19 protein-coding genes are annotated in these 19915 nt (G+C 64.4%); 5 read left to right on the top strand and 14 right to left on the bottom strand.

Annotation, left to right across the window (positions count from 1 at the left end):
- Positions 1-191: 191 nt before the first annotated feature.
- The 8 genes from ACH488_RS17010 to xylA form a co-directional block, all read right to left on the bottom strand.
- Positions 192-512, bottom strand: coding sequence for a hypothetical protein (locus tag ACH488_RS17010; protein ID WP_397325747.1), 321 nt, complete (start codon positions 510-512; stop codon positions 192-194).
- Between the two features lie 186 nt (positions 513-698).
- On the bottom strand, positions 699-1595 hold the full coding sequence (locus ACH488_RS17005; RefSeq protein ID WP_397325746.1) for an aldose 1-epimerase family protein: 897 nt from the start codon (positions 1593-1595) through the stop codon (positions 699-701).
- The gene (araA, locus tag ACH488_RS17000) at positions 1592-3106 is read right to left on the bottom strand and encodes an L-arabinose isomerase (protein ID WP_397325745.1); all 1515 of its coding nucleotides are present in this window, start codon (positions 3104-3106) and stop codon (positions 1592-1594) included. Before araA ends, ACH488_RS17005 begins: the two co-directional genes overlap by 4 nt.
- Positions 3107-3150: 44 nt before the next feature.
- Positions 3151-3858 carry an L-ribulose-5-phosphate 4-epimerase gene (locus tag ACH488_RS16995; protein ID WP_397325744.1) on the bottom strand — a complete coding sequence of 236 codons (708 nt, stop codon included), beginning with the start codon at positions 3856-3858 and terminating at the stop codon, positions 3151-3153.
- Positions 3855-5624: a ribulokinase gene (gene araB / locus ACH488_RS16990; protein ID WP_397325743.1), complete on the bottom strand. Its 1770-nt coding sequence runs from the start codon at positions 5622-5624 to the stop codon at positions 3855-3857. Before araB ends, ACH488_RS16995 begins: the two co-directional genes overlap by 4 nt.
- A 170-nt stretch (positions 5625-5794) precedes the next feature.
- The gene (locus tag ACH488_RS16985; RefSeq protein ID WP_397325750.1) at positions 5795-6778 is read right to left on the bottom strand and encodes a LacI family DNA-binding transcriptional regulator; all 984 of its coding nucleotides are present in this window, start codon (positions 6776-6778) and stop codon (positions 5795-5797) included.
- 69 nt (positions 6779-6847) lie between these two features.
- Positions 6848-8278, bottom strand: a complete 1431-nt coding sequence (locus ACH488_RS16980) for a xylulokinase (protein ID WP_397325742.1) — start codon at positions 8276-8278, stop codon at positions 6848-6850.
- A gap of 80 nt (positions 8279-8358) precedes the next feature.
- A complete protein-coding gene (gene xylA, locus ACH488_RS16975; RefSeq protein WP_397325741.1) occupies positions 8359-9546 on the bottom strand; it encodes a xylose isomerase in 1188 nt (395 codons plus the stop codon).
- A gap of 139 nt (positions 9547-9685) precedes the next feature.
- On the opposite strand from xylA, the gene ACH488_RS16970 reads away from it, so the two are divergent.
- From ACH488_RS16970 to ACH488_RS16960, 3 genes are all read left to right on the top strand, one after another.
- Positions 9686-10903, top strand: coding sequence for an ROK family protein (locus ACH488_RS16970; RefSeq protein ID WP_397325740.1), 1218 nt, complete (start codon positions 9686-9688; stop codon positions 10901-10903).
- Positions 10904-10983: 80 nt separating this feature from the next.
- Positions 10984-12066: a YihY/virulence factor BrkB family protein gene (locus tag ACH488_RS16965; protein WP_397325739.1), complete on the top strand. Its 1083-nt coding sequence runs from the start codon at positions 10984-10986 to the stop codon at positions 12064-12066.
- A complete protein-coding gene (locus ACH488_RS16960; protein WP_397325738.1) occupies positions 12050-12253 on the top strand; it encodes a hypothetical protein in 204 nt (67 codons plus the stop codon). The genes ACH488_RS16965 and ACH488_RS16960 overlap by 17 nt, the downstream gene beginning before the upstream one ends.
- A gap of 15 nt (positions 12254-12268) precedes the next feature.
- On the opposite strand, the gene ACH488_RS16955 is transcribed toward ACH488_RS16960, so the two are convergent.
- The 4 genes from ACH488_RS16955 to ACH488_RS16940 all read right to left on the bottom strand — a co-directional run bounded on the left by ACH488_RS16955 (position 12269) and on the right by ACH488_RS16940 (position 16127).
- On the bottom strand, positions 12269-12442 hold the full coding sequence (locus ACH488_RS16955) for a hypothetical protein (protein ID WP_397325737.1): 174 nt from the start codon (positions 12440-12442) through the stop codon (positions 12269-12271).
- A 444-nt stretch (positions 12443-12886) separates the two neighbouring features.
- Entirely contained in the window at positions 12887-13747 is an 861-nt protein-coding gene (locus ACH488_RS16950) for a sugar phosphate isomerase/epimerase family protein (protein ID WP_397325736.1), read from the bottom strand.
- A complete protein-coding gene (locus tag ACH488_RS16945; protein WP_397325735.1) occupies positions 13744-14958 on the bottom strand; it encodes a dihydrodipicolinate synthase family protein in 1215 nt (404 codons plus the stop codon). The genes ACH488_RS16950 and ACH488_RS16945 overlap by 4 nt, the downstream gene beginning before the upstream one ends.
- Complete coding sequence (locus ACH488_RS16940) at positions 14958-16127, bottom strand: Gfo/Idh/MocA family protein (RefSeq protein ID WP_397325734.1); 1170 nt, start codon at positions 16125-16127, stop codon at positions 14958-14960. The genes ACH488_RS16945 and ACH488_RS16940 overlap by 1 nt, the downstream gene beginning before the upstream one ends.
- Positions 16128-16323: 196 nt before the next feature.
- Here ACH488_RS16940 and ACH488_RS16935 point away from each other — a divergent pair, with 196 nt between their 5' ends.
- Both ACH488_RS16935 and ACH488_RS16930 read left to right on the top strand, forming a co-directional pair.
- Positions 16324-17361 (top strand): LacI family DNA-binding transcriptional regulator, encoded by a 1038-nt coding sequence (locus tag ACH488_RS16935; protein WP_397325733.1) that lies wholly within the window; start codon positions 16324-16326, stop codon positions 17359-17361.
- A gap of 6 nt (positions 17362-17367) precedes the next feature.
- A complete protein-coding gene (locus tag ACH488_RS16930; protein ID WP_397325732.1) occupies positions 17368-18156 on the top strand; it encodes an alpha/beta hydrolase in 789 nt (262 codons plus the stop codon).
- Here ACH488_RS16930 and ACH488_RS16925 read toward each other — a convergent pair.
- Together ACH488_RS16925 and ACH488_RS16920 are read right to left on the bottom strand one after the other, a co-directional pair.
- The gene (locus ACH488_RS16925) at positions 18153-18926 is read right to left on the bottom strand and encodes a sugar phosphate isomerase/epimerase family protein (RefSeq protein WP_397325731.1); all 774 of its coding nucleotides are present in this window, start codon (positions 18924-18926) and stop codon (positions 18153-18155) included. The two genes, ACH488_RS16930 and ACH488_RS16925, sit on opposite strands and share 4 nt — an antisense overlap.
- 66 nt (positions 18927-18992) lie before the next feature.
- The gene (locus ACH488_RS16920) at positions 18993-19847 is read right to left on the bottom strand and encodes a LysR substrate-binding domain-containing protein (RefSeq protein ID WP_387438184.1); all 855 of its coding nucleotides are present in this window, start codon (positions 19845-19847) and stop codon (positions 18993-18995) included.
- Positions 19848-19915 lie beyond the last annotated feature (68 nt).

The following is a 19915-nucleotide window of genomic DNA, read 5'->3' as shown; positions in this document are numbered from 1 at the left end:
CCGCACGGTCGTTACGGACCATCCGACGAACTCTCCCGCTTCTTCAAAGCGGGAACCGTCCGCTACCTGTTGCCAGAACCCCTGAACAACCTCAGAAACCAAACGACTCGAGAACTTCACCACGGCAATCGACACCCTTCAATAATCAGGTGTTGCGATCACCGCATGATTCGAAGGCCTCAGAACAACCGCTACTGCCAGTCAGTTTGGCCGTTACGATAAACAAACGTCTTCAATGCCGGTACACGCGTGAGAGCCCAGACGAAGATCGGGATGGCAAGAAAGACAATCGCACCGGGTTTCATGTGAATGCCAAACTTCCCATTGAGGCGGAATCCTTCCAAAAGAGGGAGGCCGAATAATGATTGGGCGAACACTTGATTTCCGGTTGCCTCCCGTGCATCGGTGGAAGCCGCAACGAAGGCAAACCCAAGAACAAACAAGCAAGTAACGGTGACGACTGTCGTCACGATGATGGATGCTGCCTTCCAGCGAGGGCGTGAAGACTTCAAAGTTATTCCTTTGGTCTGGGTCTGTGAGACGTCCACTGAGAATCAGCGCCCGTCAACCTTCTGTGACCCACACCCCTATTTCGTGACGCCGTGAAAGACGGCTAACCAACCCAAGTAGGGGACAGCTCCTGCTCCACTGAGTGCTCAGTAGGACGTGTGCTGTCCCCCGGTTGGGTGTGCGGGGCGTTAGAGGGCGTAGATGCTCCACGACGCCGTGTGGCTGGCGCCGGGTTCCAGCCGGACGAGGTCCGTTCCGCTGTTGAAGGCATCGGGTGGGCAGGTCATCGGTTCCACTGCCAGACCGATCCGGCTCGGGATGGGTGCCGGCTTGTCTGCCGTGTGGATCTGCAGCCAGGTGCAGCTTTCGTCCCAGGACATTCCGACGCCGGTGCACGCCGGGTCGCGCACCGACAGCCGCGCCATCCCGCCGTCGAACGCCACGTCCGTGAAGGCGTGGTCGATTTCGGTGGCGCCGATCGCGCGCGGTGAGCGGAAGTCGAACTCGTGTCCTTCAACAGGCGCCAACCGAACGGGAAGAAGCCGGTCCGGAGTGACTTCGAGGAACGTCGCGACGGGAGCGTCAAGGATCCACTCATCCAGGGGCGAGGGTCCGGCCACAAGATACGGATGCGGACACACGCCGTAGGGCGCGGGGACGTCGGCCGCGTTCACGGCCGTGACGAAGGCATGCAGCCCGGCGTCATCCAACACGTACCGAGCCGAGACTTCCAGCACGAACGGGTAGCCCTCCGTAGGCCCCACTGCGCACGTCAAGGTGACCGAACCGGCGTCGTGCTCCTTCATGGTCCAGTCGAGGGGGAAGGCGAGCCCGTGCAGGGCCGTAGTCCGCTCCGGTTCGTTGATGGGCAACTGGTGCTGCACGTCGTCGAACGTGTATTTGCCGTCCGCTATCCGGTTGGGCCACGGCGCCGCGATGATGCCTCGGTAGTCCGGGATGGGGCCGCCTTCGGCGAACGGCACCACGAGATCGCGCCCCTCGAACTGCAGGACACGCAGCGCGGCGGCGTGGGCGGTGACAACAGCCACGTACCCACCCGCTGTCAGCGTGAATTCAGCACTCACAGCCCGCCCGCAAGTTTGTAGTAGGCGGCGTTCCAGGCGAGTTCTTTCTTGAACGTTTTGATGGTGGTGCCTTCGTCGATGGTGAGCAGTTCGGTGCGGGCGATCTCGGCGAAGTCCTCGAACACGTCCAGGCCCACCTGCGTGGACAATACCGTGTGGTGTGCCGCACCGGCGGTGAGCCACGCGGCGGCGGAAGTCGCGAAGTCGGGCTTTGGCTCCCAGAGCGCGCGTGCAACGGGCAGGTTCGGGAGCGGTTGGTCGAGGTCGACGACGTCAACGACGTTCGCGACCAAACGGAACCGGTCGCGCATATCGGACAGCGCGACGACGACCCCCGGGCCGGCGTCGGTATCGAACACCATGCGGACGGGGTCTTCCTTGCCGCCGATGCCCAGCGGGTGGATTTCGACGCGCGGCTTCCTGGCGGTAAGTGACGGGCAGACCTCGAGCATGTGGGCGCCCAGGATCTTCTCGCTCCCGGGTTCCAGGTGATAGGTGTAGTCCTCCATGAGTGACGCCCCGCCGGCCAGTCCGGAGCCCATGACCTTGGCCGCGCGGACCAGGATGGCGGTCTTCCAGTCGCCCTCGGCGCCGAAGCCGTAGCCGTCGGCCATGAGACGCTGCACGGCCATGCCGGGCAGTTGGCGGAGTTCGCCCAGGTCCTCGAAGGACGTGGTGAACGCTGCCGAGCCGTTCGCTTCCAAAAAGCTCCTCAGGCCCAGTTCGATCCTTGCGCTGTAGCGGAGGGATTCGTGGCGGGCACCGCCTGCTTTCAGCTCGTCAACCACCTCGTAAAGGCGTTCGTACTCGGCAACCAAGGCGTCGACGTCGGACTCTTCCGCCCCGTGGACCGCGTCGGCGAGTTCGTTGACGGACCAGGTGTTCACCGAGACGCCGAAGCGGAGCTCGGCCTCGGTCTTGTCGCCCTCGGTGACGGCGACGTTGCGCATGTTGTCACCAAATCGCGTCAACTTCAGCGTCCGGACCGCGGACCACCCCGCTGAGGCACGCTGCCACGCGGCCACCTGGCGGGCGACCTCCGGGTTGGAGACATGCCCGACGACGGTCTTCCGCGGCACGCCGAGGCGGGACTGGATGTACCCGAATTCCCGGTCGCCGTGCGCTGCCTGGTTCAGGTTCATGAAATCGAAGTCGATGTCAGCCCAGGGAAGGTCGCGGTTGGCCTGTGTGTGCAGGTGAAGGAGCGGCTTGCGGAGCGCGTCCAAACCCTGGATCCACATCTTGGCCGGGCTGAACGTGTGCATCCACGCGGTCACGCCGATCACGGAATCGTTCGAGTTGGCTTCCAACGCGGTGCGGCGGATGGCCTCCGAATCGGTGAGGACGGGCTTCCAGACGAGCTTGACCGGAACGCTGGCGTTGAGGGTTTCGGCGATTTCCTGCGATTGTGCGGCGACCTGCTTGAGGACGTCCTCGCCGTAGAGGTGCTGGCTGCCGGTGAGGAACCAGACCTCGTAGTGGTCAAGGGACGTGGTGTTGGCGGAAGGCATGTCGGGCTCCTGAAGTTTGGGGTGTGGCCGTGCTGGGTCCGCGTTCAGCGGCCGTAGACGTTCTGGTAGCGGTCGAAGAGGGACGCGATCTTGGCGTCGTCGATCGGCAAGGGCTCGCCGAGTTGGCGGGACACGTGGACCGTTTTGGCCACTTCCTCGCACATCACCGCGGCCTTGACTGCGGCGCGGGCGTCCTTGCCGATGGTGAACGGACCGTGGCTCTGCATGAGCACCGCGGGGGAGTGGGAGTTCTTGAGCGTCTCCACGATCCCGTGGCCGATCGAGTCGTCACCGATCAACGCGAACGGCCCCACCGGGATGGGCCCGCCGAACTCGTCGCCCATCATGGTCAGCACGCACGGGATTTCCTCGCCGCGGGCCGCCCACGCGGTGGCATACGTAGAGTGCGTGTGGACCACTCCGCCTACTTCGGGCATGTGCCGGTACACGTAGGCGTGGGCCGCGGTGTCCGAGGAGGGGGAGAGATTGGGGTTCTCCCACTGGACTGTTTCGCCGACCTCCGTGGTGATGCTGCTGACAGGGACTCCGTAAAGGTCGGTCACCACCATGAGGTCAGGCGTCAGCTCGTCATAGGAGACACCGGAGGGCTTGATGACCATCAACTCATGGCCGGGGATCCGCCCAGAAACGTTGCCGGCGGTCCACACCACCAGACCGTAGCGGGTCAGTTCCGAATGCAGTTCGCAGACGTCCTTGCGAACCTGCGCGATGGTTTCCAGCAGGGCGCTCATGCCGTGGCTCCTTCCATGGTGTGGGTCGCCGGGGCGTTTGAGGCTTGTGGTGCAGCGTCCGACGGCGTTGCTGCCGCCGCCAGCTGCTTGTCCCTTGCCGCCCGCTGGAGTGACTTGAGGCGGTGCATGACCTCGTTGGCGCCACGGCCGAAGTAGTCGTGCAGGGTCTTGTATTCCTGGAAGAGCGCCTCGTAGGCTGCGACGTTTTCGGGAATGGGGGTGTAGACGGCACCGGGGGCGGCGGCCATGGCAGCTGAGGCTTCCCGAATGTCCTTATATACTCCGGCGGCGACTGCGGCGTGGATTGCCGAGCCGAGGGCTGGGCCCTGTTCGGAGCCGATCGTGGAAAGCTGCAGCCCGGTCGCGTCGGCGTAGATCTGCATCATGAGCTTGTTCTTCAGCAGGCCACCGGCAACGATGAATTCCTTCACCGGAACACCCGAATCGCGGAAGGCGTCCACGATGGTCCGGGTGCCAAAGGCCGTGGCTTCAAGCAGCGCCCGGTAGATGTCCTCCGGCTTGGTGGCCAACGTCTGGCCCACAACCACTCCGGACAGTTCGTGGTCCACCAGCACCGAGCGGTTGCCCGAATGCCAATCCAAGGCGATCAGCCCGTGCTCACCGATTTCCTGCTGTGAGGCGAGCTCGGTCAGGTACTCGTGGACTGTCACGCCTTTTTCGGAGGCGGCCTGGTGGTACTCCGGGGGAACGCCGTTCTTGGTGAACCAGCCGAAGATGTCGCCCACGCCTGACTGTCCGGCTTCGTAACCCCATAGCCCGTCCACGATGCCGCCGTCCACCACACCGCACATGCCCGGGACTTCGCGTAGGACATCGCCGTTCATCACATGGCAGGTGGAGGTGCCCATGATCGCCACGAGCTGGCCGGGCTCCACGGCGTTAGCCGCAGGGGCGGTGACATGCGCATCCACGTTGCCAACAGCCACCGCGATGCCGGCGGGGAGTCCCGTCCATTCGGCCGCTTCTTCGGTAAGGTACCCGGCGGCGTCGCCTAGACGACCGATGGTGTGCTCCAGCTTTTCCGTTACGAAACTCTTGAAATCAGGGTTCAGTGCTTCCAGGAAATCCTCGGACGGGTATTTGCCGTCCTGGAAGATGCCCTTGTAGCCGGCCGTGCACGCGTTCCGCACGTACGTACCGCAAAGCTGCCACACGATCCAGTCCGCCGCTTCTAGCCAGTGATCCATCGCAGCGTAGACCTCGGGGTCTTCCTCGAGCAGCTGCAGGCCCTTGGCAAATTCCCATTCGGAGGAGATCAGGCCACCGTAGCGGGGAAGCCAGGCCTCGCCGCGTTCTTCGGCGAGCTGGTTGATGCGGTCGGCCTGCGGCTGCGCGGCATGGTGGCGCCAGAGCTTCACGAAGGCGTGGGGCCGGTCCGCGAAGCGTTCCAGTTCGTTCAGGGGCGTGCCGTCCGCCGTCGTCGGGACCATGGTGCACGCGGTGAAATCGGTAGCGATACCCACCACGTTCTTTGGGTCTATACCGGCGTGCGCGACGGCGTCTGGTACGGCGTTGCGCAGGACGTCGCGGTAGTCGTTGGGTACCTGCAGGGCCCAGTCCGCCGGCAGCCGTTGGCCGGTGCCGGGAAGGCTTTCCGAGACAACCGCATGCGGGTACTCGAACACGCCGCTGCCAAGTTCCTTGCCGTCCGAAACACGCACGACGACGGCGCGGCCGGACAGAGTGCCGTAGTCCACGCCTATGACGAATTGCTGGTCCAGTGGACGGTTCTCTGAGGTGTTCATTTGCGGTCTCCATCCGGCTGGCCAAGGCCTCATTGCCGGGGTCGGGTGAAGGGGCGGATCAAGCTGCTGATGCAATTGTTAGCGCTAACAAAATGAATGTCAAGACACCAGCCCCCAACTGGGGCGCAGCAGATGCCGTTTTGAAGGCTTCAAACGGCTTCTGCTGCGACTTACATGGGTGGGGCGGCCGTGGTGTCGCGGATGACCATGCGGGGTTTGACCGTAACCGGCGCGCCGGGTTCGCCCGTTTCAAGGCGGTCCAAGAGTAGTCCGATGCAGCGCTGCCCCAATTCCTCGAAGTCCTGGGCCACGGTGGTCAGCGGCGGGATGAAGTAGGCCGACTCCGGTTGATCGTCGAAGCCCACAATGCTGATGTCTTCGGGAACCTGCACCCCCGCCTCATGAAAGGCCCGAAGAACGCCCAGGGCCATTTGGTCGTTGGCCACAAACAACGCCGTCACGGATCGCTCGGCTGCGATCTTCAAACCCTCGCGATAGCCGCATTCAGCGCTCCAATCGCCCTCGATTAACACCGAGGCGTCCAAACCCGCCTCGGCAACAGCGTCCCGCCAACCGTCGATGCGTGCTGCCGCGTCGATCCAGTCGGCGGGTCCGGACAAATGCCCTATGCGTTCATGGCCAAGTTTGGTGAGGTGCTCCACCACCAGTCGGGATCCTTCTTGCTGGTCCACGGTTGCGCCGCTCAGCTGTTTGTCTCCGATGGCCCCGACGGCCACCAGCGGTATGTGGGTGGTGATGTCCTTGAGGACCTCGAAGGTTCCGGGGTGCGGTACCGTCACCACGATGCCGTCCACGCCCTGGTCCATGAAGTGCGCAATGGCGTCCTTAATCGTCTCCGGCGTGACGTCCCGCAGTCCTGCGACGCTGACAAAGTAGCCGGCATCACGGGCAGCCTGCTGGAGACCCAGGAGCGTATGCGATGGGCCGTACTGGGCCAATTCACTGCCGAGCACACCAATGGTCTGGGACCTGCGGGTCACCAGGCTTCGGGCCGCGGTGTTGCGCCGATACCCGAGTTCGGTGATCGCCTGCTCCACGCGCTCCCGGGTTTTCGCGCTCACGTTGGGGTGGTTGTTCAGTACGCGTGAAACGGTCTGGTGGGACACGCCTGCCACGCGCGCAACGTCTTCCATGACGGGCGGACGGTTGGGGGCGGAATGTTCGGTGCTCACCCTGTCACGATAGAGCACCGGTGCCGGAGATCAGCCGATGGCTGCTTTTGCGGCGTAGCGGCGATATCTGGCCAAGAACTCCGGAACCGCTCCTCCAGCGGGGGTGGCCAGGTTGCTTCCTTCAAGGCGCCACTCGGGCAGGGAGCCGGTGAGTACGCCTGCTGCCTGGCGTGCCGCGCCGTCCGCTACGTACTCTCCGGGTTCGGGGACGAACACCGGCACGCCAAACGCGGCTGCGGCCACCCGTTGCACTGCTTCCGATTGGGCGCCGCCGCCCACCAGAATGATCCGGCGGGCCTCCACGCCTTGCGCCTGCAGGGCCGCCAAGCCGTCGGCCAGGGAACAAACCACGCCCTCGACGGCGGCGCGTGCTACGTTTGCGGGGGTGTAGTTGGAGACCGTGATCCCGTGGAGCGAACCCGTGGCGTCGGGAAGGTTGGGTGTCCGTTCGCCTTCGAAGTAGGGGACAAGGGTCAGGCCCTCGGCTCCCTCGGGTGCGCTGATTGCCAAGGAACCCAGCTCGGTGAGGTTCACGCCGAGAAGGGCAGCCGTGGTGTCAAAGATCCGTGTGGCGTTGAGGGTGCAAGCCAGTGGCAGATAGTGTCCGGTGGCGTCAGCGAACCCGGCAACGAGTCCGCTCGCATCCTTTGCCGGAGTCGCTGAGACTGCGAAGACGGTTCCCGACGTGCCGATCGATACAACTACATCCCCGACGGCGGCGCTGACGCCCAGTCCCGCCGCGGCATTGTCGCCGGCTCCGGGTCCAATGAGGGCTCCCGAGGGAGTCTTGCCCGCCACTTCCAATGGACCCACCACGATGGGCAGGACGGGTACGTGGCCGAGGGTGCTGTTGAGTACCTCCGGCAGGTACGTGTCCTGTTCCGCCGCGTAGTATCCGGTGCCCGAGGCATCGGAGCGGTCGGTGCGCAGCTGCTCCAGAGAAGCTGGGCCCGTCCCGGGGCCGTGGCCTGCCAGCCGCCAGGACAACCAGTCGTGTGGCAGGCAGACAGCCGCAACGCGACGGGCGTTTGCGGGCTCGTTCCGGGCGAGCCAGCGAAGCTTGGTGGCCGTGAGCGAAGCCACGGGCACCGTGCCCGTGAGCGAGGCCCAGTGTGCCGCGCCCCCCGAGGAATCTCCGTTGCCGGCCTCAGTGATCAGTTCCTCGGCATCACGCGCCGAACGTGTGTCGTTCCACAACAGGGCCGGCCGCACCACGTCCCCGGACTCGTCGAGGCACACCATGCCGTGCTGCTGTCCGCCAACAGCCAGGGCCTCGACGTCGTCCAATCCGCCCGCCTCGGCGATGGCCTCCTGCAGTGCTGTCCACCAATGGTCCGGATGCACCTCCGTACCCTGGGGGTGGGAGGCGCGTCCCTGGCGTACCAGGGCGCCGGTTTCGGAGTCACGGATGACTACCTTGCAGGACTGGGTGGAGCTGTCGATCCCGGCGACGAGGGGCATGGAACTCTTCCTTCGGGGTGCAGTCGCCGGGTCCGGCGAATAAATGTCCGGACCCGGCGGCGGGCTGTTGTGGTGTTGGTTTAGCGGGCGCCGAGGAGGTGCTCGATGGCCAGCTGGTTCAGCCGAACGAAGGCGAAGGAGCGTTCGGCGGCCTTATCGGCGTCGAAGCTCTCGAACGCGCTGGAGTCGGCAAGCAGGTCCGCAGTGGTTTCACCCGCTGCCAGGGTGGTCTCGCCGAGCTCGAACACGCCCGAGGTGGCCAGCGCTTCCTGGACTTCGGGATCGGCGCGGAACGCGAGGGCGCGTTCCTTCAGGAGCAGGTACATTGCCATGTTCGCCTTGGCGGATTCCCAGACGCCGTCGTAGCCATCGGTGCGCGAGGGCTTGTAGTCGAAGTGGCGGGGGCCATCGTACTTGGGTCCGCCGTTCGGGAAGCCGTTCTCCAGGAGGTCCACGGTGAAGAAAGCGCTGGTGAGGTCGCCATGGCCGAACACCAGGTCTTGGTCGTACTTGATGCCGCGCTGGCCGTTGAGGTCGATGTGGAACAGCTTTCCCGCCCACAGCGCCTGGGCGATGCCATGGGTGAAGTTCAAACCGGCCATCTGCTCGTGGCCCGTCTCCGGGTTCAAGCCAACGATGTCGCCATGCTCCAGTTGGGCAATGAACGCGAGGCCGTGGCCGACGGTGGGAAGGAAGATGTCACCACGGGGTTCGTTCGGCTTGGGCTCCAAGGCGATGCGCAGGCCGTAGCCCTTCTCCTTGATGTAGCCGGCGGCGGTGTCAACGCCCTCCTTCATGCGGTCCAGCGCCGCGGAGAGGTCCTTGGAACCGTCGTACTCGCTGCCTTCCCGGCCGCCCCACATGACGAACGTTTCGGCGCCAAGCTCGGCCGCCAGGTCGATGTTCCGGAGCACCTTGCTCAGGGCGAAGCGGCGGATGGAGCGGTCGTTGGAGGTGAAGCCGCCGTCCTTGAAAACGGGGTGGCTGAACAGGTTGGTGGTGACCATGGGGACCTTGAGTCCTGTTTCGGCAAGTGCTGCCTTGAAGTTCTTCAGGATCAGGTCCCGCTCTGAAGCGGAGGCGTCGAAGGGAACCAGGTCATTGTCGTGGAAGGTGATGCCGTAGGCGCCGAGCTCACTCAACTTGTGCACGGCTTCCACTGGGTCAAGGGCGGCGCGGGTCGCAACGCCGAAGGGATCCGCGCCGGTCCATCCGACGGTCCAGAGGCCAAAGGTGAAACGGTCCTGGGGGGTGGGCTGCGGGGTCATTGTTGCTCCTTTGCAAAGTGCGTCCTGAGGCGCGGAAGGGAAGCACCTCAATTAGTTTTCAATCTGAACTATATGGGCCATAATGGATCATGGTCAATGGAAAGCAGCAAGAAAATCTTCCAAGCCGCGAGGATGGTCCATGTCAGTGAATGAGCAAGCCGCGCCGGGCCGCGTTGGCGACGTCCGCCGTCGTAATCTGTCGCTTGTCCTCGACTCGATCGCCAAGACCGGGGACTCCAAGCCCAGCAGGGCGCAATTGGCTGCAGGTACGGGACTCACCAAAGCCGCAGTTTCCAGCCTCGTTGCGGACCTTGTGTATTCGGGCCTGGTTTCCGAGGTGGGCCTGTACCGCGATGGAGAGCGGGGCCGTCCCGGCCAGGGCCTGGAGCTGAACACCCGCCGCGGCGTGGTCGGCATGGAAATCAACGTGGATTATCTGGCTGTTGGCCTGGTAGACCTCGGCGGAGCGCTGCGATTCACCTCAGCGATCGAATCGCATAACAGGGGACTCGCGCCGGACGCTGTCATGGCCCGGCTGAGTGCGCTCGCGGCGGAAGCCGCGGCAGCTGCGAGCAAAGAGGGCATCGACATCCTGGGCGGGGGGCTGGCGGTCCCTGGGCTGGTTGACGAGCGCCACAACCTGGTCATTTCTGCTCCCAACCTCCATTGGGAGCAGGAATTCCTGGACCCGGGCGCTCTGTTGGAGGGTGCACCGCTGGGAGTCCGGCTCTCCAATGAGGCCAACAGTGCCGCGCTGGGGGAGCTCTGGTACGGCGGCGGTGGGCAGGCCGACTTCCTGTACGTCTCGGGCGAAGTTGGTGTGGGTGGTGGCGTGATCATCGGCTCGGAACTGTTCATGGGGCCGGGTGGATCTGCCGGGGAGCTGGGTCATGTGGTGGTGCATCCCGATGGCCCGCCGTGTTCGTGTGGTGGCGCGGGGTGCCTGGAGACCTTCGCCGGACAGGAAGCCATCTTCCAGGCGGCGCGGATTCCGGAGGGGTCCTTGTCGGAGCGGATGGCGGGACTGGTGGCAGCGCTGGAGTCCAAGGAGCCCGGGGCATGCAAAGCGGTTCACGACGCCGGGCGTTACTTGGGTGTAGCGCTCGCCTCGTCGGCCAGGCTGATGGACCTTGAAGCTGTTGTCCTGGGCGGTCATTTCGCGGAGTTGGGCGACTGGCTCAAGCCGGCCGTGCTGGAGGGGCTGAACCGGCATGCCCCGGGGTTGCTGCAGTCGGATGACCTTCGCGTTTCGGGTTTGAAGCACTCCGGGACCCTCCTGGGTGCGGCGGGCCAGGTGATCCGTTCGGTCATCGAATCGCCCTTTGAATTGATCCTTGCGGGAAAGTTGGCCACGTGAGGCTTCCCGAATAATCATCAGTATGCTTAGTATTGATGGGTCAGTTGTTCGCGTTTTCGATCCCCACGAACAGGTGCCTCATGAGTACGAACAAATCAGCACACACCAGCACCGCCAAGGCCGCCACGGCTCCTGCCCCCGATGATTCCCGCAAGCCCGATAGCCCCGATGACCTGGTCAAACCCACGTGGATGTACATCCTCAAACGTACTTTGCGCGAGTTCAACAAGGACCAGTGTCCGGATGCCGCCGCCGGGCTGACCTATTACGCCGTCCTGTCCCTCTTCCCGGCCCTGCTCGCATTGGTATCGCTCCTGGGTATCTTCGGGGACGCGGGCAAGACCACTTCCGCCCTCCTGGATATTGTCCAGAAGTTTGCCCCCGGACCCGGTGTGGACGCGATGCGGCAGCCAATCGAAGATCTGACTAGGTCCAACTCGGCAGGTTTGGTCCTGGTCTTCGGCATCGTCGTGGGCTTGTGGTCCGCTTCGGGGTACACCACGGCTTTTGGAAGAGCAATGAACCGGGTCTACGAAGTAGATGAAGGACGCGGCTTCATTAAGCTGCGGGGAACCATGCTCGCCGTCACGGTCGTGGCAGTGCTGGGTGCTGGCCTGGCCGCTGCGATGTTGGTCCTGAGCGGCCCTGTAGCAGAGGCTGTGGGCGGTGCCATCGGCATGTCCGGGGCCTTCCTCACGGTATGGAACATCGCAAAGTGGCCAGTGCTGATCGCACTGGTTGTGGTGATCATCGCCGTGCTCTACTACTTCACCCCCAATGTGAAGCAGCCCAAATTCCGCTGGATGAGCCTGGGTTCCTTGATCGCCTTGGTGATCTTCGCCCTCGCGTCCCTTGGCTTCGGCTTCTATGTGGCCAACTTCAGCAACTACAACAAGACCTACGGGGCACTGGCCGGCGTCATCATCATGCTGCTCTGGCTCTGGATCCTCAACATGTCCCTGCTGTTCGGTGCCGAGTTCGACGCCGAAATGGAAAGGGGCCGCCAACTGCAGGCGGGCATCGAAGCCGAAAAGAGCTTGCAATTGCCTCCCCGCGACACGAAACGCAGTGACAAGGCACAGAAACAGGAGGAAGAAGATATCCAGCGCGGCATCGAACTCCGCGAGAGCCAAGGTGATGACAAGAATGAGCGGAAAGTATAAGAAGCTGAAGTCGGTCAAGAACGGTGATTCAGTGGAGATTCGCGGCGAGGTGTTCAGCGTGACATCCGCAGCGCGGGACCAGGATTCGCTCAGCATCCGGCTGGACCTTCAGGATCACGACGGCGGCACGGTCACCTTGATCGGCGTTCCCGGCGCCCAGATCCGCCTCCCGTCGCAACCCGCCTAGCAGTTTCTTCCAGGCTCACGCGTCGCCCGGGAAGCCCTGATCGGCGTCGTGCCACCAGCCTTCCCAGGCGCTGGAGGACAGTCGCTCGTTGGTGAAGTTGTTGGCAGCTTTGTGTTCGTCGCAGGGCCCACCGGTCGGGCCGCCGGGGACCGCGTCGAGGAAAAAGTTGAGGGTCTTCAAAAGCAACATTGTGGTGTCCTTTCAATGGATTCCGGACCTCGTTGTCCGCGTGAAACCAGCGTAGAAGGCGAATGTTTCCGCACATCGACGCAATGTTTCGGCCGTGTACCACTTCCCTCACCTGCCCGGTGGACGACTCATCCGGGACACAAGACGTGCCGTCACCACCTTCTTTGCAACCCGAAGCCGCCGCGACACTCGCAAAATGCGGCATGTCACCGATGGCTGAAGCCAATGTGGGTGGTGGCCGCACCCCCCAGCTGCCAGCCACGCCACAAAGCACGACGACGGCACTCACCCTAGGGGCGGCGCCGGGCCTGTTCGCGGCCCCTCGCCCGGCCGGCCATGGCCTCAAGCGCGGACGAAAAAGCGGGTCCCTGCCGTGACCTTGGCAGGGACCCGCTGTTTTGGATGTGATCCGTCCGGGATTCCCAGCCGGACGGATCACAAGTTTCAGGCGTACGGAAGGACGAGCTCCGCGTAGCGCTGCTTCATGGTTTCCAGGACCGAGTCGCCGTCGGCGTCCCAGATGTCCTGGTTGAAGATTTCAACCTCGATGTCGCCCGTGTATCCGGCATCCCGCACCCAGGTGCCGATGGTCTCGAAGTCGATGACGCCGTCGCCCATCATGCCGCGGGAGAGCAGCGCGTCCGCAGCGATCGGCAGGTTGAAATCGCAGACCTGGTAGGAAGCGATGCGGCTCTCGCGGCCGGCGCGTTCGATCTGCGCCTTCAGTTCCGGATCCCACCACACGTGGAAGGTGTCGACGGCGACGCCGACGGCCTTCGCGTCGTACGGAGCGGCGAGATCGAGTGCCTGGCCAAGCGTTGAGATCAGCGCACGGTCTGCCGCATACATCGGGTGCAGCGGCTCGAGGACCAAGCGGACACCGTTCTCCGAAGCGAACGGGACCAGTTCCTCGAGGCGGTCGGCCACGCGCTGTCGTGCAGCCACCACGTCCTTTTCGCCCGGAGCAAGCCCGCCCACCACCAGGAACAGCTCCTGGGTGTCCAAGGCGACAGCCTCACGGACGGCCTCGAAGTTGTCGGCCAACGCCGCGGCTTGTCCCTCGGCGTCAGCTGCCGTCAGGAACCCGCCACGGCACAAGGAGGAGACGCGGAGTCCGGCGTCCTTGATCAGCTTGGCGGCTTTGTCCAACCCGGCCTCGGCCACGCGGTCGCGCCACGGGCCGATGGCAGGGATGCCGGCGCGGGCGCAACCATCCACGGCTTCGGCCAGCGTCCATTTCTTGGTGGTGGCACTGTTCAATGACAGCCTTGAAAAGTCCGACAGGCGCGAGAAGTCCGCGCTCATGCGCCCACCCCGTTGATGCGCAGGTAGTCGGACATCCGGAAGGCCGCCAGCGACGGATCCTTCAGCAGGCCCGCCTGGTCGGCCAGCTCGAATGTCTTGGCCAGGTGCAGCACGGAACGGCCGGAGTGCAGGCCGCCCACCATCTGGAAGCCGGGCTGCTTGCCGTTGAGCCAGGACATGAACGCAATGCCGGTCTTGTAGTAGAACGTCGGTGCACTGAAGATGTGCTTGCCCAGCTCGCGGGTGGAATCCAGGATGGCGCGCCCTTCGGCGCCGTGGCCGGCGTCGTACTTCTGCAAGGCGACAGAAGCGGCAGGGTAGATGGCCGCGAAGATGCCCAGGAGAGCGTCCGAGTGGTGCGTCTCGTCGCCGTCGATCAATTCCGGGTAGTTGAAGTCATCGCCGGTGTAGAGGCGGACGCCTTCCGGGAGATTGGCGCGCAGGGCGACCTCATGTGAGGCATCCAGCAGCGAAACCTTGACGCCGTCCACCTTGTCCGCGTGTTCGCGGATCAGGCTGAGGAAGGTCTCGGTGGCCACCGAAACATCGTCCGAGCCCCAGTAGCCGGCCAGTGCGGGATCGAACATGGTGCCAAGCCAGTGCAGGATGACGGGCTGGTCCACTTCCTGCAGGAGGGTGGAGTAGACGTGCAGGTAGTCGTCGGCTCCGGAAGCCACCTTGGCGAGTGCGCGGGAGGCCATCAGGATCACCTTGGGGCCGGCTTCGCTGACGACGGCGATTTGCTCGCGGTAGGCGTCGATCACGGCCTGGATGCCAGCTGCGCCGTCAGGGAGGGCGGCGATGTCCAACTGGTCTGTTCCGGCGCCGCAGGACACCAGGTCCTGGACGGACTTACCGGCGATGGCCGCGTTGCCTGCAGCCACGACGGAAGCAGCCTCGGCACCCGTACGCTTGATGAGCTGCTGGGTCGCTGCCCAGTCCAGGCCCATGCCGCGCTGGGCGGTGTCCATGGCGTCGGCAACGCCCAAGCCGTAGGACCAGAGCTCGTGGCGGTAGGCCAAGGTGGCGTCCCAGTCCAGCTGTGCCGGTGCGCCGGGAGTGTTGTCCGCAGCGACTTCCGGGATGACGTGGGCGGCGGCGTAGGCGCGGCGGGCCGTCAACGGAGCCGATGGCTTGGCCCACGAGGTGGCGGGCTTGAGGCGGTACTCGCGGGTGCCGCCGTCGTCGGTGGGAAGGATGAGTGACGTCATTAGAGCGTGATCTCCGGGATATCGATGGTGCGGCGCTCGGCCGAGGACTGGAGGCCGAGCTCGGCCAGCTGGACGCCGCGGGCTGCGGAGAGCAGGCCGAAGCGGTGTTCGCGGCCGGCGACGACGTCGCGCAGGAATTCTTCCCACTGGAGCTTGAAGCCGTTGTCCAGCTCTGCGTTGGCGGGCACTTCCTGCCACTGGCTGCGGAAGGATTCGGTGACGGGCAGGTCCGGGTTCCAAACCGGCTTGGGGGTGTGGGCGCGCTGCTGCGCAACGCACTTGTTCAAACCGGCGACGGCGGAACCGTGCGTGCCGTCGATCTGGAACTCAACCAGTTCGTCGCGGTAGACACGGACGGCCCAGGAGGAGTTGATCTGACCGATGACGTCGTCGCCGCCCGGGGTTTCGAGTTCGAAAATGCCGTAGGAGGCGTCGTCAGCCGTGGCCTTGTATTCCTTGCCGGCCTCGTCCCAGCGCGCCGGGATGTGGGTTGCGGTCTTGGCATTGACGCTCTTGACCTTTCCGATGATGCCCTCGAGCACGTAGTTCCAGTGGCAGAACATGTCCGTGGTCATTCCCCCGCCGTCTTCCTTGCGGTAGTTCCAAGACGGACGCTGGGCAGCCTGGACGTCGCCTTCGAAGACCCAGTAGCCGAATTCGCCGCGGATGGAGAGGATGCGGCCGAAGAAGCCTTCATCCACGAGGCGGCGGAGCTTGACCAGGCCGGGGAGGTACAGCTTGTCATGCACAACGCCTGCGGTAACGCCGGCTTCCTTGCCGATCTGGGCCAGCTCGATGGCTTCTTCCAGGGTTTCGGCCGTGGGCTTCTCGGTGAAGATGTGCTTGCCGGCGCGCATGGCCTTCTTGAGGGTGGCTGCGCGGAGGCTGGTCATCGAGGCGTCGAAGACGATATCGACCGTGGGGTCGTTGATCACGGCGTCCAGGTCAGTGGTCCATTCGGAGACCTTGTGGAGCTCGGCGAGTTCGCGGATTTTGGCTTCGTTGCGGCCCACCAGGATGGGTTCAACCTGGACTTTGGTGCCGTCCTCAAGGGTGAAGCCGCCTGCGTCACGGATGGGCAGGATGGAGCGCAGCAAGTGCTGGCGGTAGCCCATCCGGCCGGTAATGCCGTTCATGGCGATGCGGATCGTCTTTGTTTCGAAGCCCATGTTTTCTCCAGTGCCTTGGTGTGCTGTCCGCGGCGGTGCGGGCAGCTGGTGCGAATAATGTGTGGGAAAGCGCATTCCCATTGCTTCGATGATGCACCACGATTCCGCCACTTGGCAAGCGCTTTCCCAAAACTGGATGAATCCTGACATAATTTCCGTAGCGCCAGCCCCGACGCTTGCAGAAAAGGAGGGCCCTGTGGCCGCCAGCACTCTCAGTGAAGTAGCCCGTTTGGCAGGGGTTTCCCTTGCCACGGCATCAAGGGTCCTCAACGGTTCCTCCAGGAAGCCCGCTGAAGGCATCGCGGAGCGCGTCCGTGAAGCAGCGGACAAGCTCGGCTACGTTCCCAACGCCCAGGCGCAGGCCCTCGCGAAATCCAGCTCCGGCCTGATTGGCTTGATTGTGCACGACATCGCCGATCCCTACTTTTCGGCCATTGCCCGCGGAGTCCAGGAAGCCGCGCGTGAGCAGAACCGCATGGTCCTGCTTGCCAGTACATCCGGCTCGCCGTCCGATGAACGGGAAGCAGTGGCAGCATTCGCCGCACGCCGGGCCGACTCCATCGTCATCGCCGGTTCGCGCTCAGCCCGCCCGGAAGACCAGCAGGGCAACGCTGAACTGGCAGCGGAACTCGACCGCTATTGCCGCAACGGCGGGCACGTGGGAGTAGTGGGGCATTCGATCGTCGGTGCCACCACCGCGGAGGGTTACCACGTGGTGGCGGTCCCCAACGTGGAACTCGCCGCAGGCCTCGCCCGCGAGTTGGCCGATGCCCACGACGGTCCATTCTTGATCGTGGCGGGTCCTGAAGGACTCTTCACTTCCGACGATCGTGTGCGTGGTTTCCAGCGCGGCCTCGCCGATTCCGGCCGGACCGCCGCCGAAGTCATCCGCAGCGGGTTCAACCGTGCGGGCGGCTACGATGCCGGTTTGGCCCTCGCCGAACGGATCAGGGCTTCCAAGGACCGACTGTGCATTTTCGCGGTGAATGACGTCATGGCCATCGGCGTCACCGCGGCGCTGCGCTCGGAGGGCGTCTGGATCCCTCGCGATGCGACGATCGCCGGTTTTGACGACATCGAGACCCTGCGCGACTTCCGTCCCGCACTGTCCACCGTCTACTTGCCATTGGAGGAGATGGGCCGACTCGCTGCCGGCGCTCAAGAAGGCGGCTCGGTGACTGGTTCCGTCAAGCTTCGCCGGAGCACCGAAGTGCCGGCCGACAACCCCGCGTAGCCGTCCATGGACCAAGCAATTCACGACGGCGCCGGGTCGGCTTCCTCTGACGCCCCACCACCGCGAAAGGCGCCTTCCGCACTGACGGTGGTTCCCGCCGTCGGGCATCGCGCGGGACTGGCGCCTGCGGTACTGGTGCTGCCGGGTGGAGGGTATGCCCGGCAAGCCGACCATGAGGCCGAACCCGTGGCGGAGTGGCTCGCCTCGTTGGGCATCCACGCCTTTGTGCTGCGGTACAAGGTGGCGCCGCATCGTCATCCCGAACCCCTGGCGCATGCGAAGGAAGCAATGCTCTGGATCCGCCGTGGAACCCACGGATTGGCGGTGGATCCTTCCCGCGTAGGCGTTCTGGGCTTTTCCGCGGGTGGGCACCTGGCGGGGTCGTTGTCCGTGGGGCTTTGCGCCGGCGATCCGAGGCTGGACCAACCTGACGCCAGGCCGGACTTCAGTATCCTCTGTTATCCCGTGGTCTCGTTCGTGGATTCGGTGCACCAGGGCTCGGTGGACAACTTGGCCGGGGAAGGCGCGGCGCCCGAAATCCTGGATGAGTTGTCGCTGGAACGGCAGGTGGACGGTTCCACGCCGCCCGCTTTCCTGTGGCATACCGCAGACGACGAAGCGGTCCCGGTCAGCCACAGCCTCGCCTACGCAGACGCGCTCGCGGGTGCCGGGATTCCGGTTGAGCTGCACGTCTTCCCACACGGTGTGCATGGCATCGGGCTGGCGCAAGGGACGCCCGGAGCAGACCAGTGGCCGGGGCTATGCGCCGCGTGGCTGTCCAGGATGTGGGCTTAGTCCTCGCCCAGTGTGATGCCGTGCAGGAACTCGGCGTCGCTGAGGACGTTCCCGGGGAGGTCGTCCGCAACGAACTCCATCATGATGTCCAGGTCTTTGCCGTTGCCGCGTAGCACATCGGACACCGTCTGCCACAGCAGCTTCCGCGCGCGCAACGGATGGCGTTCGGCTTCCGGCCCCCACGAGAAGCAATGGACGCCCACGATGTGCGGAAGCACTTGGTGGAGGGAGTCCAGGGCTTGCTGATCGGAAAGCCCGACGGCGGGCTGCCAGTAGGTGCCGACGTTGCCATGCCCGACGCGCTCAAGGAGACGCAGCGTTGTGGCGGGGGAGTCGGTGAGCGTGTTGCCGTGGTACTCGAACGCCAAGGCGATGCCCCGTTCGTCTGCCATCTCCGCGACGCGGCGCGTGTCGCGGACGACTGCGTCCCAATGGTCCTCATTGGCTTCGGCTGAGCCGAGTTGGCCGGCCCAGATCCGGATGCGGGGTGCGCCCAATGCGGAAGCCAGGTCCAGATCCCGTGCAAAGTCTCCAAAGGATCCCGCCCGGTAGTACGAACCCAAGGACAGGACCACGAGGCCCGCTTCTTCGGTGGCCTCCCTGGCATGCGCGGCAGAGGCAGCATCGCTGACATGCACATCAGTGCCCCACTCGATCCCGGCAAGTCCGGCCTCCGAAGCGATACTGACCACCTCATCGATGCCCTTGGCCCGGAGGGTGACAGAACAAATACCGGGCGTGAGGTCCGCCAGCAGGGTGAGGTCGATCATTGGTTCAGGATACCGGGAATGCGCTTACCCGAACAGTCTTGGGGGCCATTCGCACGCATTCGAACGCTACGTGGACTTGTTCAGCGTCCTTCCCATGATCGCCTGCGTCAGGGCATCGATGACTTCGGCGTTGGCCAGCGGGTTTCGAATCAAGGTGAAATCAACATCCCCAACCGGCGGCAGGTCGAAACGCTGCGTGATCACCTTGAGGTCCTCCGGCACCAAGGACGCGGGCATCACGGCCACGCCGATGCCCGCGCGTACCGCTGCCAGGACGCCACTGATCTGCTTGGTGCTGCAGGTGATCCGCCAAGTACGGCCGGCGGCTTCCAACGCGTCGATGGCCAGTTTCCGGCTGAGGCTGGGTGCGGGGTAGGCGATAAGCGGCACGGGTGCGCCCGGCTCGAGGACGGTCTGTTCCAGGCCAACCCAAGCGAAGTTGTCGTGCCGGACTACGGTGCCGTCCTTGGCTCCGGCCACCCACTTCACGAACACCAGGTCCAGCTGACCTGCGTTGAGCCGCTTGTACAACTGGTCGCTTTGGCTCACGGTCAGTTCCAGGTTGATCTGGGGGTACAACTGCCGGAATTCGCGCAGGATCCGGGGGAGGCCCGTAATGGCGAGATCGTCCGCTGTGCCGAAGCGAAGACGTCCGCGCATGGCTGAGCCCGAAAAGTAGCGGGCCGCGGAATCATGGGCCGCGAGGATGCTCCGTGCGAACCCGGCCATGGCGTCCCCGTTGTCAGTGAGCCGGACCTCGCGGGTGTCCCTGGCCACAAGGATCCGCTTCGCAGCGGTCTCGAGCTTGCGGACGTGCTGGCTCACGGTGGGTTGGGCAAGGCCCAGGCGCTCGGCGGCCTTGGTGAAGCTCAGCGTCTCTGCCACGGCCAAAAAGGAGCGGAGCTGGACTGGTTCAAACAACGGAACTCCTCAGGCATTGGGTGGAATTTCGGCGTCGCGTAGAAGGCATTATTGCATTCCGCAATCCT

This window comes from Paenarthrobacter sp. NPDC018779 (assembly GCF_044391085.1).
Lineage (GTDB): Bacteria > Actinomycetota > Actinomycetes > Actinomycetales > Micrococcaceae > Arthrobacter.
The sequence above is the reverse complement of the archived record's forward strand: the minus strand, read 5'-3'. Positions and strand labels throughout refer to the sequence as shown.

What these genes read in the sequence shown, in the direction of transcription:
- ACH488_RS16965 (WP_397325739.1), top strand. Translation starts at nt 10,984, where the DNA reads ATGAGTACGAACAAATCAGCACACACCAGCACCGCCAAGGCCGCCACG.
- araA (WP_397325745.1), bottom strand. Translation starts at nt 3,106, where the DNA reads ATGCCTTCCGCCAACACCACGTCCCTTGACCACTACGAGGTCTGGTTC.
- ACH488_RS16960 (WP_397325738.1), top strand. Translation starts at nt 12,050, where the DNA reads ATGAGCGGAAAGTATAAGAAGCTGAAGTCGGTCAAGAACGGTGATTCA.
- xylA (WP_397325741.1), bottom strand. Translation starts at nt 9,546, where the DNA reads ATGACCCCGCAGCCCACCCCCCAGGACCGTTTCACCTTTGGCCTCTGG.
- ACH488_RS16955 (WP_397325737.1), bottom strand. Translation starts at nt 12,442, where the DNA reads ATGTTGCTTTTGAAGACCCTCAACTTTTTCCTCGACGCGGTCCCCGGC.
- ACH488_RS16985 (WP_397325750.1), bottom strand. Translation starts at nt 6,778, where the DNA reads ATGGAAGACGTTGCGCGCGTGGCAGGCGTGTCCCACCAGACCGTTTCA.
- ACH488_RS16980 (WP_397325742.1), bottom strand. Translation starts at nt 8,278, where the DNA reads ATGCCCCTCGTCGCCGGGATCGACAGCTCCACCCAGTCCTGCAAGGTA.
- ACH488_RS16995 (WP_397325744.1), bottom strand. Translation starts at nt 3,858, where the DNA reads ATGAGCGCCCTGCTGGAAACCATCGCGCAGGTTCGCAAGGACGTCTGC.
- ACH488_RS16925 (WP_397325731.1), bottom strand. Translation starts at nt 18,926, where the DNA reads ATGATCGACCTCACCCTGCTGGCGGACCTCACGCCCGGTATTTGTTCT.
- ACH488_RS16970 (WP_397325740.1), top strand. Translation starts at nt 9,686, where the DNA reads ATGTCAGTGAATGAGCAAGCCGCGCCGGGCCGCGTTGGCGACGTCCGC.
- ACH488_RS16950 (WP_397325736.1), bottom strand. Translation starts at nt 13,747, where the DNA reads ATGAGCGCGGACTTCTCGCGCCTGTCGGACTTTTCAAGGCTGTCATTG.
- ACH488_RS16930 (WP_397325732.1), top strand. Translation starts at nt 17,368, where the DNA reads ATGGACCAAGCAATTCACGACGGCGCCGGGTCGGCTTCCTCTGACGCC.
- ACH488_RS16945 (WP_397325735.1), bottom strand. Translation starts at nt 14,958, where the DNA reads ATGACGTCACTCATCCTTCCCACCGACGACGGCGGCACCCGCGAGTAC.
- ACH488_RS16940 (WP_397325734.1), bottom strand. Translation starts at nt 16,127, where the DNA reads ATGGGCTTCGAAACAAAGACGATCCGCATCGCCATGAACGGCATTACC.
- araB (WP_397325743.1), bottom strand. Translation starts at nt 5,624, where the DNA reads ATGAACACCTCAGAGAACCGTCCACTGGACCAGCAATTCGTCATAGGC.